The sequence below is a fragment of the Chryseobacterium oranimense genome (assembly GCF_900129755.1).
Lineage (GTDB): Bacteria > Bacteroidota > Bacteroidia > Flavobacteriales > Weeksellaceae > Chryseobacterium > Chryseobacterium oranimense.
Genome location: NZ_FQWT01000008.1, coordinates 112,339 through 125,137, shown reverse-complemented (window position 1 = coordinate 125,137; position 12,799 = coordinate 112,339). Strand labels below are relative to the sequence as shown.

Genomic DNA, 12,799 nt, shown 5'->3' with positions numbered 1-12,799 from the left:
GCTCATTATGCGCCCCAATTACAAAAAGATATACTACGATATGCTGAAACTGGAGCATCCGGAAAAGCTGAAAGACCCCAAGATCAAAGAACTTCTGGGAAAACTCAATACAACTGAGGATATTCTGAATCTTAACGAAAAAATTTTTGAACAGTCTAAGGAAAGCCAGATCAACAACCAGAAGCTGAAAACCTATGATAAAAAAACAATGTTCAAACTTTTACAGTATCAGAATAAGCATGGTTTTTCCACCAGCTATATGTCCAGAAAATATAAAATCAGCAGGACAACCATCATGAACTGGAAGAAAACTTTCGAAGAAGAAATAGAACAAGTAATTAATGCCGGCGAATAACTCACCGGCATTTTTGTAAAAGGTAATAAGCAGGAAAAAGTGGGGCTCTCGTTCAGCCGGAATCGAACCGGATAACCTTGCCGGTGTGACCGGCTTCGCTATTCCTCCCCAAAAATGGTACGATGTATTTTTTCCTTACGACACTTTTATATTAGGTAAAACAAGGCAACGGCTGAAAGTGTGTAATCGTGCTCTAACCAACTGAGCTACTCTTCCTATGTTAAGCTGTGTTTTTGTGGAAGAGACGGGACTCGAACCCGCGACCCCGTCGTGATGAGCGAAGTAACACTATTCTACGGCACTTGTTTATATTTTTAACCAAAAAGAGGCAAAAGGGAAAAGGCAGACGTGCATCTTTTTCCTTACTGTTATTCAGAGACATTGCACTTTTCTTAGATTTTGAGATTTAATTTTCCGACTCGAAGTAAGCCTTTTATGCGGTACTCTTTTATTGAAGTCAGGGTTATAATGAAAGAATCTTTTCTGCGTTTTGCTCTACCTTCTGAGCTACAATCCCGTTTACAACAGGGAAGGCAGGAGTCGAACCTGCGGCCAAACGTTTAACAAAAGAAGTAAGATTCTAAAACGACACCCTACTTTTTTATTTACTTTAATGACTCATTTTAAATTAAGCCTTGTTTTATTTTAAATCAAGGTAATAATAAAAGGACCTTTCGTGCATGTGCTCTACCTGCTGAGCTACTTCTCCTTTTCGAGGGAAAAGGCAGGATTCGAACCTGCGACCCCAATGTTCTAAATCCCGAAGTATGATCCTAAAACGACACTTGATTTTTTTTAGCAAGGCAATCAATCAGGCAAACAGAAACTTAAGACAGAGCGATACCATTACGCCATCTGTTTCCAGAACAGGATTCGAACCTATATTGCTGCCACCAGCGAAGTAATTCTGTTTTACGGCACCTACTTTATATTTTATAGTGAGTTTTTCTGTATTTTTTCCAGTTTCTCTGATATTTTCCATAATGGGAATTAACGGTTTCAAAACCGTGTGGGAAACAATATGAGCATCCCATTTTATCACCATACACTAGCCTTGAGATTCGTATGCCAGAAATTTTCTTTGGGAAATCAATGAGCCCATGTTCATTAATTCTAAAGGAGTTTTTTAATATTTTAAAATTTTTCATGTATTGAGAGATTAACCTCAGTACACTGCTTCTTTAAGACATGATTTATAAATTTTCATAACTATCTGTTTTTTAATCTTATTTTATTTTTTGTATAAAACCAAGCAATGGATATAAGAGTTTTTGAATGTATTCAAATTGGAAGTTTGACGATGAAACTCTTATTGTACGGCATTGGTTTGTTTTACCGGGCGATGTGGCGGATAGACTCTGTTCAAGTGAAAGTCGAAGAAGTTCTTTCCTTACGGCACCGGATTAATAACAATGCAAAGTTATTTCTGAAGTGCGCATTCTTTTTACGCAGTTTATTTTTATTTTTAAATATTAAGTTCTGTTTATTTATAAACCAATTGTAATCACTCATCAATTGATTAAAGCAGTGCCTTTTACAGCACTACTTTTTTAATCACTTGAACGGCAGATTTTCTATCTTCCAAGGCATTCAGTACATCAAAAACTTTGTCTGACCAGCCTGCAATAAGATATACATCATTTTCCTTGATATCCAGCGGCTGTTTACCGTAGCCTGCCAAGTCAAAAATATATAATTTAGCATCAGGAGCACTGCTTTTGTAACGGTTCCAGGAATTCTCAAAAGAGTTGCGGTTTCCGCTGCTGTTCCATAGCTGCGTATCAGTAAATAACATTACTTTATCTACTTTTTCTTTCCTTTTGATCAGGTCTTCAATCACCAGGTAACCATTAGTAGAATAGCCTACTTCACCTTCACGCTTATAAAATTCATTAACATTTCTCAAAATACCGTTTTTAGGTATAGGAACTCTCTTCCATCTATCCCCAAACATGCCTGTAATGACATTTTTGCATTGCGACTGCAAGATCATAGACATCAGCAAACCAATATCATAAAGCAATACTTTACTTTTTGGAGAAACCGGTTGCTGCATAGAACCGGAAACATCTGCTGCAATCACCACTGAAGTTTCAAAACCGAAACCTTTGATATTTTTGGCACTCATCATCACTGCATCTTCCAGTGCTTCCAAAACAGATGACAGATAAGGAGAATTCATCGTTTTCAATTCCCTATATGCTGCCAAAAACCTGAACGGAAGCTGTTTTGATTTCATTACAGCTTTTTCGTTCGATAAATAGCTGCACACTTTATCCATAGCATCAGAAGAAACGTTTGCTTCTAAAATATTTCTCAGGTTTCTCAGGGTAGCCATGTAACCCAGCTTATTGCTGAAGATCAGTTCTTCCCATTTATTGCTAAATGCACGCTTTTTTTCTGTTTCATCCGTGAATTTGGTCTGACCTAAAACAGAAAGCTCTACTTCCCATGTATAGGGAGTTTCCAATGCATCACCAACAATTTTATTAAAAACTGTCTGCTGATTTTCGTCTTTTGCCTTCGGATGAACCAAAAACAATGCATCTTTCAATGTTACTTCTGCTTTTCTGTTGTATTTCGCAAACTGATATTCATCAAATTTATTGAAAGATTTTGCAAGACCTTTCTGGATCTGTTTGGAAAGCCTGTTCAGCTTTTTATTTTCTGTTCTTTTATTGGCAGTCTGATAATAGGCTAAAAGTTCAGTGATTTCATCTGCCCTTTGTACAACACCATCAACGGTTCTGCTCACCAAATCTGTGCCTGAAGCCTTTTTTGCAAGTTCTGCAGTCAATACTAATGGGATAGATCTCAGATGCATATCTTTTCTGGCATAAACTGCCAGTTTAGCAACAAATTCAGGATCATTTTTCTTGATCAGAGACTGAATCCTTTCCAATCTTTCATTTCCTTTTTCATAAGAGGTATTGGATAATCCTGTTGTAACTACAGCACTATATAGTTCTTCGGCAGGTGTCATGGTAAATGCCTTTGCACCTTCGTAGTTCAGAATGGTATTTTTCTCTTTCTTTAAAAAATTAAATTTCATGAGTTACTGTTTTTTGTTAAACATTAGAGAAAATCATCTTCCTCTTGATTTCTGATGCAAAGTAAAAACAGAATTACGCAGTCTTTTTGCGTAGTCATTTTTTTTATATTATTTTTTATTTTTATCGAAATGACATTATGTGAAGAATTCAATCCAGTTTTATACTGAAATATTGGGTCTGAAGCTTGAATATATGGATGAAAAGTATTTTTATGGATAGGTTTACATTGGAATTGTGGGAACAGATAGAAATCTTCAGCCAAGACATTTTGTTTTTTCCAGTAAAGATTAAAACCTTATAATTTTCTGAGGGAAGGCATGGATAAGCTTATGGTTTTTGCACTGATGCCAGCATTGGCTATTTATTTCGATGCCGCAAACGGAAACCAGCTCGAGTTTAATCTATCCTTAAAGGTAAAGGAAAGCCGGAATTGGGTATAATTCTTATGAGAAATGGACGAAACATCAATAAATAAAAAGGGCAGCTAATTCTATAAGCCGCCCTTTTTATTTTAATTTAAGGATGTATTAATTTCTTCACGGCAAGAACATGTTTACACGGTCCCCTTTCACCCTGGTATTTGCTAAACCATTCGCAGGTACAGCGTTCTTTGTCATTCTCTATGATCACTGTGTGATGTACACCGGTACCCTCTACCCTTGCTTCCGTTCTGGTAGTATTTTTATTTAAAATTTCAACTTTTCCTTCTGCAATGAGTTTTTCTGCGTTTTTCATCCTTGGATTTAAACCAACAATCCTACTAAGCTTAAATGGAAGTCTCCGGTAGAAAAAACCGTTGTCATCCAGATCGTAACCCAAAAGTCCCATAGCAGCCAGCCTTCCCGTAAGATTACCTGTTTTTTCAAGGCTTATATTTTCATCTAAAGCAAAAGCCGAAGGATTAAAAGACTGATTGGCGTAAGCATATTTATCCAGTGCATCTATCCATTCATCCGAAATATCGTCAATAAGACTGTTCAAAACAGCCCCTTCTCCGGAAAATCCCCTCCAGGCTTCTCTTGACAATGAAAAGCTGAACCTCAGATTCCCCATGTAGAGCTGCCAGGTCATAGACTGCATATCGGCATGTGGAAATACCTGCATCTGATCAATATAAGGAATAAGAGGTTCCAGCAGACGCAGCCGGTGAAGCCCCCCGATACAAACCGCATCCGCTGATTTCACCGGTGAAAACATGGGCTTGTTCCCTCTGATAATCAGGTAATAATCTGATTTTATGGCGCCTTTGGGTATTCCCCTGAACAGCTGCTGAGTCTGGATTTTATTGAAACAATGAATCTTTTCTGATTCGGAAAGATAGATTTGAACGGTACCTAGCCCTTTGATCCATTTTACGGGCAGCGGAACTTTCCGTTCCACCACTTTTTGTTCTTCTTTATAAAGTCCCAATTCTTTTTCACCTACGGAAAGCATTATTTTTTCATTAGGCCGGATACTCCCCAGAGCTGTAATCATAGACTGATTAAAATCTACATTGGTGGTTCCGTTTTCCAGAAACTCACCGTGAAGTCCGTCAGGTAAAATATCTACCCGCGCATAAACACCGGCACAATGCGAAAAACCTTCAAACCGCAACCGCCCGTTTCCGGCAGTGACAATAGGATCTTTTAGCAATGCCATCTGAAACGGTGACAGGTTAAAGCTTGATTTCACAATATTGGAAAGCGTGATGAGACATCTTGCCAGTATAAAAGGCTGGCCGACATCGCCCCAGAAAAAGCAGGGAGCATCTGTATTTTTCTGAATTTCACTGTATTTGGACAGAAATAATTCTTCAGATGCAGATTTTTTTATCAAAGATGAAGGTCTCTGATAATGATAAGTTAGCGTATCTTCCATATCTATTTTTTTAGAAGAAGACTGCAGATTTTTTTCAGGCTGGAATTTTCTTTCCAGCTGTTCAGTTTTTCTTTTAAGTTGGTATCGGTTTCCGATTGGTTCAGAGCTAAAACCTCGTGGTAAATCTCCAATATTTTTTTAAGATTGGTAACGGGTGCTTCCATCTGTAACAAAATATGGGTAAGAAGCTGTTCCAAAGCCAGGTTATGATCTTTGCTGACATTGATCATCTGATGCTGTATAAGGTCTGTGAGTCTTTTAACAGGAGCCCATTCCAGCTTTTCATGAAGACCTATTACCTTTCCCAGACTTTTATTATCCATTACTTTATGAGAAACATGTTCCAGCCATATTTCAGCGGCTGTTCCACGGATCACTTTGTCTCCGTCCAGGAAAATAGTTCCCAGGAACAGGTAGCCCATTGTATCCAGAGGCTTTTTCATCTGATAGAGCGCCTGGGCTATATTCAGAACAAAATTTCTTTCGTAAACTTCTGCAATTCCTGAATAGAACAAGCAGTCTTTAATGGTTTTAGCCAAAACATTTCCTAATGTATTCGGGAAACTCCATATCAATGAAGGGGTTTCTGAAAAGTTTTTCTGCTCTGCAACAAAATATTCGAGGAAAAGCTGATGCTCCCTTTTTTTCAGGTGGTATTTCGGAACCCTGATGTTAAGCTCAACAGGATAATAGGAATTTTTTTTGCTGTCGATTGTCTTCCATTCATAAATTCCGGTCAGGAATTCTTTTGGAATATCGTCATAACCAAAGTTCTTAAATTCTTCAAAAGTAGTTTCTGGAGAACGTGTGATTCCGGCCGTCATCCACCACGACGGATGCTCAAACTGTCCTTCAGGAGCAGAATTTTTATTAAAGAAGAAAAGCAGGAGGTTTTTATACTCGCCTTTTAACTTTTCCTCCGCCAACCGTAATGCCTCTGAAGTCTTTTCTAAGGAACATCGCTGCAATGCAAGCTGTACATCCAGGTCATCCGGTTCTATATTTTTGTTCTGATAAATTTCAAATCTTTCTACCAATGCTTCAGGGCTTACCCAGCATGGCTCATGGGTGACTGTAGACAGTAACGGAGTTTTATCTCCTGAAGCTATCTGAGTGAAAACATGGACTGCAATATGCTTAAACGGCTCCATAACCAAACCACCTGCATACATATCTTTAACAGGCTTCAGCTTTTTATGATAGGTGGAATACACTTCTCTGGAGGCTTCATCCTCGCGGGTTTTCCTATATATTTTTTCAATATTCTTAAGCTGAAAAGGAAATTTTTCTAAAAGTGAAAGTCCATAATTAATGATGAGATTACACAATAATATATTAAAATGGTGCACTTCCCATTTGGCAATGGTTTTACAGGCTTTCTGAAATACAGGTTCAAAAAGCTTTACAGAGCCGGCATCAGCTTCATCAGCGAAACGGATAAGCCCTGCAAGTGCCAAATCGTAATAGTGGGTTCCTGGATTTTCAATAGCCTGCGGGAGAAGAAACATAAGATCTTCAAAACTTTGCAGCTCCTGAACTTTACACTCCTCATTGATGAGTTCTAATTTTTCCGGCTCAAAAATATCCAGTTCAGGTTGCCTGTTATCTATATACTGAACCAGTGCTGGTCTTATATTAGCCAAGATATTATCAGCATAATGGGACAGTGCTTCTTTTATTTGCTCAGAAACAGGAATATATTTTAGAATGATCTTGGCCGCTTTGGTCTGTATGCTCTCATCTTTGCTAACGAAGGCCGCACTTAAGGCCATTGCCAAGTTTTCTGTATCGGCTTTCTTTTTCTGAAAAATTCTTTCTGTTACTACCAAACTGGCGGCCACCACCGTTTTGACTTCTGAGCTCAACAAATTGGGAAGGAAATTTGAAAACTCATCGGTTCTGAACGCAGGATCCTGAACGATTTTCTTCAAATTCGTAAGCATGGTATTCACCGCTTTTGACTGTACAGAGGCCAGACCAGCCATCAGTTCATCCTGAAATATAATAAGTTCCTCATCAGAAGGTTTCAATGCATTAAATGCATCCATAAACCATCCTGTAACATTTTTGTTAAAATTCCTGTTGGCTGCCAACAGACATTCTTTCAGGAATCTTTTTCTTTCTATTTTATTCTCGGCAATCAGTTTCTGAATTAATGGAAGCCATTCTCTTTTAAAAGGAAGTGATTTTGAAGGAAATTCGCACAGGTACCAGAAATGGGTTTCCAGGGTCTCCGGGAATTTCTCCAGGTCATAGGGCTGAAGACTTAAATGATATCCAAGCAATTCAGGTCTTGGCTGTACATAGCCTTTTGCTGCCCACCCAAGAATATCCTGATAATTAAATGCTGTAAATTCTGCATCTATAGAATTGTTGATAAAGTCTGAAAACCAGTGCGGGCATCCCCATTCAAGTATTTTTTCGGTCTGTTCCCTGTTGTGAAAAAGGCTCCAGTAATCTTTCCCGTAATGCTTTTGGTCCATACAGACAAACGATGCTATATCAATAATAGAATGCTGGTCTGCGGAGCCGGCAGTATGATAGGAATTTTTCGTCATTACGATCTTGCTGATCTCCCTGTCCAGTTTTTTTATGGTAGGTACCAGGGCTTTTTTTTCTTCTGCTGTAAGTTGTTTCAGAAACGGAATAATCTCATGTGCTTTTTCCTCATTAAGGATCTCATAAAGTCTTTCTTTCATTTGTTTTTAATTTGATAATAATTTTTTCAGGTTATGTTGTTTGCCATTCTTTCAGTCTTACGGCCGCAGCTTTGGGCTGATCAAGAGGTAACAGCTTTAGTATATCTCCAGATTTTTAAGATTAAAACCGGATGTTCTATGCTGTAAGAATGGATATTAATAGTTTTTCAAATGTCCTTTGTTCAGGACTCATCCGGCAAAGCCGGAACTTAATTCTCAAATCTCTTCAAAAGCCGTACCAGACGAGGTTTCTATCTTTACTCAGTATATCTGGGGACATCATTAATGAGCAATAATTCTGAAAGAAAATTGGTAGGGATTGTATAATAACCCGGTAACAGTTTCTTGTACTGGTCCTGGGTCCGGCTGGAAGCTAAAATGGCAAGCATGGAGGCCTGATTATAACCTCTGTCTTTATTTAAAATGACAGCGGCATCTTTCTTATTTTTTGGGGTAAACTTTTTAAGAAAAGGAATTATTTGTTTGATTTTATAATTTAAATAAATCCTCTTCAATTCGTCTTCAGTAAGCATAATTCCAATCTTGGGGACTAAAATAATAAAAAAATGACTGACAGGGTATGTAATTATCCCTTCAAAGTGAGTTTTTTAACAAAAAATTATGCTTTCAATAGTAATTTAATCCGTATTTCTGAATAAAAAGTTAAATTATTCAATCCCTGTTCTGACAAAAAACAAACAATTTTTGCAATAAACTGCAATCAGCTTTAAAATTAAAAAATATGCATTGCTGTATCTGATACAAAAAAAACTCCCTTTCTTAGAAAGAGAGTCATCTATAAAATAGTTTTTCAAATGATTTCATTAATCTTGTTGAAGGCACCAATGAAGGATTTTTGCAATATTTTTAGCATCATCTACCCCTCTGTGGTGAGTTCCTTCAAGCTTGAGATTAAGTTCGCTTAAAGCTCTGCTCATTCCCACACTTTTTCTCACCGTTGGATGCAGCTGGCCAAACAATGTCTTCACGTTGATATGATCATCACTTAACGGATAATCCACATTGAATCTTCTGGCCTGGTTTTGAAGCATGGTCAGGTCGTAGTTTCCGTAACTTGCCCAGGTAAGATCTTCGGAATTGTATTCTGCTCTGAGGATGTCCAGTGCGTCTTCCAGCATGATGCCTTCATTATCCAGCATATTCTGCGTAATGGAAGTCAGTTCCGTACAGAAAGGACTCACCTTTGAATATTGCGGCTTCACTAAAATGCCTTCATTTTTGGAGACCTTGCCGGTTACAGCATTCATAATGCATACCCCGATCTCGATGATCTCGCTTTCCTGGCCTCTGGGCGGTCTGTCGTTCCAGCAGGTGGCTTCCAGGTCTATAATTAATATATTTTCTGTTGTTTTCATTTTTAATAATTCGTTTGTTAATTTTAGACATAAAAAAGTTCCGGTCAATTTTACCGGAACTAAACTTTAAGAGTCATGAATTCTTGTTTTATAAAATCAATAACTAAAGTATTCAACTTCTTATTGATTCTTTTCTGCTCTTCTTTCTCCACGCTCCTGAAGGCTTCAGGAAAATCTTTCCCGAAATCTTCCAATATATCCTGTGCAAAAAGGCCAATGACTTTCCCCATCATTTTGGGTTCAAATTCTCCAATTTTACTTACCACATTATTCAGCCTGTTTATGGTTGCATATTTTTGAATTTCTTCCCAAATATTCTGTGCCGTGTCACTGAAATGAACCTGATCTTTTACGGGTTTGTCTTTTTTAACCATTTTGGATTTTTCAGTCCATTTTTCATTCTTATTTTTTAGAATGACCCTGGCTCCGTTTCCAAAATATCTTGTTTTCAAAGTTTTGATAATAGTTCCTTCACAGATATTGTTTTCAATTTCGGGCAGGCCAAGCCATCCTGGAATTTTAGAATCAAAAACATTCGGAAACTTCAAAGCTTCTTCCAGCGAACCCTGAAATATTATTTTAGCATAGAAAAAACCAGTTTCTTCAAAAATCTGATTCATCACATCTGTATCCAGATATGTAGTTCCGTTCAGCTTAATGTCGAAAGCGTAAAATTCATTATGTGGGGCATATTCAATACCTTTTTGTACTTTTACAGCATCTTTTACTGGTACTACATCTTTATGTTTGTAACCTCCCCCGAATAATTCGCCATAGATGACTGCAGTTTCAGTTTCAGGATACATGCTTTTCACCATTTGGAACAGTTCAATTACATTTCTTCCGTAGCGGTCCAAAATCTGGTGGGCATTGTAAAATTTTTCACCTGTTTCAATAAAAGCTGTTCTCTTACCTATTTTAATTTCCTTTCCATCGGTAAAGAAAGAAAAATTAGCTCCATGAACCTTTTCCTGTACAATGAAAACCTCATCCCCAAACCCCTGCATCCTGATCTGATCGATCACGCGGGTCTGGTAAGCATTCTCTATAGAGTTATATGTTTTGAAATTCATTTCTTTTAATTTTTAATAATTTCTAATTGATTATTCTGCATTTGAATAATGTGTCGCCTGGCATGCAGGGAAAGGAAATAAATGTATTCATACACATTGATCTTCCCCAGACCATTGACTGTCATTGTTGTTTTACAAAGGAGGCCTTCTCCGTTTTTCATCAGGTCTAAATAGTTTAAACACTGATGATATTGCTTTGAAATCAAGCTTCTGATTTCCTTTAAATCCAATTCTCCTTTTGGCTCCATATGCTCAGGTCTTATCCATTCAAAAGCCCCATGTTCACCTATTTTTTCAAAGTTCTCCTTATCAAAACTGTAATTTTTTATTTCAGCATTCAGATCAAGATCTCTGTAATTCCGCATTGCTTTTTTTGAACCTTTTTCAATCAAAATGAGCAGATAAAAGTTGGTGAGATAAATATGTTCTAAAATCTGCTGAACCGTCCAGCCACCGTTTAAAGGCTGGTAGTTCAGCGTTCTTTTATCTTGATCAAACCACTCGTCAACCTCGTTAAAACTAAGGGTCAAATGCGTTTTTATATCCTGAATCAATCTAAAAATATCCATTACAAGTTTTTAAAGTTTTTTAAAAGGCTTTCAATATTTTCCTTTCCTACAGGGTTCATGGAATGGCAGTAAAACTCAGGCAGATCCAAATGATGATCCATACAATATTCTACCAGCCATTTGGCACAATCGTAGCCTGTTTTTTCTGTGTATTCACCGGAACCGGGTTGCAGATAATGTACTTCTGCGAGGTCATGATCAAAAGAGATCATGTCCGGGAGTCCTTTTTCCAGAATTCTGCTGACAAACTGTTCATAGTTCCGAACGATATGCCAGTCTTTCCTGAGGAAAATGTCCTGTCGGGTATAATGATACGCCTCAACCGGGTATCTTATATCATCCAGAAACAATAATCTTTTGGTCATTTCCATGGTTTCATTTTTTAGCTGGAAAAGTAGATACTCAATGCTTTGATAACGCTTTTCACATTCGTATTGGGATAAAATCCGGAACTGTTGATGCAGTTTATTTCAACAATTCTCCAGCCTTTATCCGTTAAACAAATATCCATTACAAAGGCTTCTTCAAGGTTGAAAAGTCGGATCATTTCTTTTGCAAACGCAAATCCGTCTTCTGCAACTTTTTCTTCGAAAGGAGCATCGTCATTAAATTTATAATACCCTCCATCGATGATTTGTCCGCCAATAATCCATAGTCTTGCTTCTTTGATCGTTCGTTTAGCTTCAGAAACCTGTACTAAAGAATCTTCTGTGATCCTATTTAATTTGCTTTCGATAGATTCAACAACAAAATCTCTCCATTCTGCTTCTGTGAAAACTTTTCCTGTAAAAATTTTAGCTTCATTATATGGTTTGATAAATTTTGTTTCGCCACTTCCCCAGATCAAATCTTCTGAAATTTTGTGAATGGAAACCTGATGATTCAAAAGATGCTCACCATAATACCTAGAATACACTTCATATAAATGATTACCACCGTAAAAAGAGCCTGGGAACCATTCTGTATTCTGCTTTGCCAATCTCGCAATCGTCACCGAACCATAGACAAAAACATCTTTTCTATTTGTTTTTGAAGTCTATTTTTTCTGCTGCTGGCGGAATATTAATTACATCATAATCAATATTCAATTCTTCCAATGCATCAAAAATTTTATAATGATCGGGGTCTAGATACACATTAGCCTGAATTAAAAAATACATGGTTATCAGTTTTTATTAGGTTCTTTTATTTGTTTTTCACAGTCTTTGAAACTTCCAGTTTTTTCTTCATTAAACCATCATATCAGCACAATTGGAGCTTGCAAATGCATAAGGTTTTGCTTTAAACACATAGCCCATTCCCAAGATGTATCCCATTGCATCCTTCAATGCTGCATTAGACTTAAAATCCGGGTCGGTATTAATGTCTGCGTGTACCTCCATTTCTACTCCATAAGCATCCAGAATGGCACAGATAGCATAAGCAATTTCTACGGATCTGTTCACCTCATTCAGCATTCGCTCTTTGATACTGATCTTCTGTATTTCTCTTTCTTTTCTGATAAAGGTAAACGCTCCTTTGGAAAGGAAATTAAAATTCCCTCACGAACGAATACGATTGCCGTTGCATAACTGATCGCATCGCCATATACGTGGGAGTCTGAACCCACACATACTTTCAGACGGTGACCGTTAGCCTGTTCGCGGATAATGGCTTCTTCTACCAGCTGCGTGATAGGTTTGCGGAAAAAAATTCCGTTCATATTCTGCCATACTTCTTGTTGCGTTTCCATTTTTTCTACATGTTTTTAAATTGTTTATTTTATCAATCGTGAATGGTCAATTCGTTTCACTTATCAATTTTAAATTCACTAT

General features: G+C 37.4%; 14 protein-coding genes. 1 reads left to right on the top strand and 13 read right to left on the bottom strand.

The features are described from left to right. Positions 1-7: 7 nt before the first annotated feature. Positions 8-355 (top strand): hypothetical protein, encoded by a 348-nt coding sequence (locus BUB03_RS19665; RefSeq protein WP_040996879.1) that lies wholly within the window; start codon positions 8-10, stop codon positions 353-355. An 811-nt stretch (positions 356-1,166) separates the two neighbouring features. Here BUB03_RS19665 and BUB03_RS21985 read toward each other — a convergent pair. The 13 genes from BUB03_RS21985 to BUB03_RS22160 form a co-directional block, all read right to left on the bottom strand. Continuing rightward, entirely contained in the window at positions 1,167-1,337 is a 171-nt protein-coding gene (locus BUB03_RS21985) for a hypothetical protein (protein WP_175547519.1), read from the bottom strand. Positions 1,338-1,889: 552 nt separating this feature from the next. Further along, the gene (locus BUB03_RS19655; RefSeq protein WP_073066351.1) at positions 1,890-3,407 is read right to left on the bottom strand and encodes a TROVE domain-containing protein; all 1,518 of its coding nucleotides are present in this window, start codon (positions 3,405-3,407) and stop codon (positions 1,890-1,892) included. A gap of 517 nt (positions 3,408-3,924) precedes the next feature. Then, entirely contained in the window at positions 3,925-5,268 is a 1,344-nt protein-coding gene (locus tag BUB03_RS19645; RefSeq protein ID WP_073066348.1) for an SWIM zinc finger family protein, read from the bottom strand. 2 nt (positions 5,269-5,270) lie between these two features. After that, positions 5,271-7,967 carry a DUF6493 family protein gene (locus tag BUB03_RS19640; protein ID WP_073066345.1) on the bottom strand — a complete coding sequence of 899 codons (2,697 nt, stop codon included), beginning with the start codon at positions 7,965-7,967 and terminating at the stop codon, positions 5,271-5,273. 257 nt (positions 7,968-8,224) lie between these two features. Then, complete coding sequence (locus tag BUB03_RS19635) at positions 8,225-8,500, bottom strand: hypothetical protein (RefSeq protein ID WP_073066343.1); 276 nt, start codon at positions 8,498-8,500, stop codon at positions 8,225-8,227. A gap of 291 nt (positions 8,501-8,791) precedes the next feature. Then, positions 8,792-9,343 (bottom strand): 3'-5' exonuclease, encoded by a 552-nt coding sequence (locus tag BUB03_RS19630; RefSeq protein ID WP_073066340.1) that lies wholly within the window; start codon positions 9,341-9,343, stop codon positions 8,792-8,794. Positions 9,344-9,402: 59 nt separating this feature from the next. Further along, on the bottom strand, positions 9,403-10,416 hold the full coding sequence (locus BUB03_RS19625; RefSeq protein WP_073066338.1) for an RNA ligase, Rnl2 family: 1,014 nt from the start codon (positions 10,414-10,416) through the stop codon (positions 9,403-9,405). A gap of 5 nt (positions 10,417-10,421) precedes the next feature. Further along, complete coding sequence (locus tag BUB03_RS19620; RefSeq protein ID WP_073066335.1) at positions 10,422-10,985, bottom strand: DinB family protein; 564 nt, start codon at positions 10,983-10,985, stop codon at positions 10,422-10,424. Beyond that, entirely contained in the window at positions 10,985-11,356 is a 372-nt protein-coding gene (locus tag BUB03_RS19615) for a cyclic-phosphate processing receiver domain-containing protein (protein ID WP_083539016.1), read from the bottom strand. Before BUB03_RS19615 ends, BUB03_RS19620 begins: the two co-directional genes overlap by 1 nt. Before the next feature lie 11 nt (positions 11,357-11,367). Then, on the bottom strand, positions 11,368-11,964 hold the full coding sequence (locus BUB03_RS19610) for an ATP-grasp domain-containing protein (protein ID WP_073066332.1): 597 nt from the start codon (positions 11,962-11,964) through the stop codon (positions 11,368-11,370). Positions 11,965-12,004: 40 nt separating this feature from the next. Then, the gene (locus tag BUB03_RS22170) at positions 12,005-12,145 is read right to left on the bottom strand and encodes a hypothetical protein (RefSeq protein WP_228417942.1); all 141 of its coding nucleotides are present in this window, start codon (positions 12,143-12,145) and stop codon (positions 12,005-12,007) included. A 69-nt stretch (positions 12,146-12,214) separates the two neighbouring features. Next, a complete protein-coding gene (locus BUB03_RS22165) occupies positions 12,215-12,454 on the bottom strand; it encodes a ribonuclease H-like YkuK family protein (protein ID WP_262484343.1) in 240 nt (79 codons plus the stop codon). Beyond that, positions 12,436-12,717: a ribonuclease H-like YkuK family protein gene (locus tag BUB03_RS22160; protein ID WP_228417940.1), complete on the bottom strand. Its 282-nt coding sequence runs from the start codon at positions 12,715-12,717 to the stop codon at positions 12,436-12,438. Before BUB03_RS22160 ends, BUB03_RS22165 begins: the two co-directional genes overlap by 19 nt. Positions 12,718-12,799 lie beyond the last annotated feature (82 nt).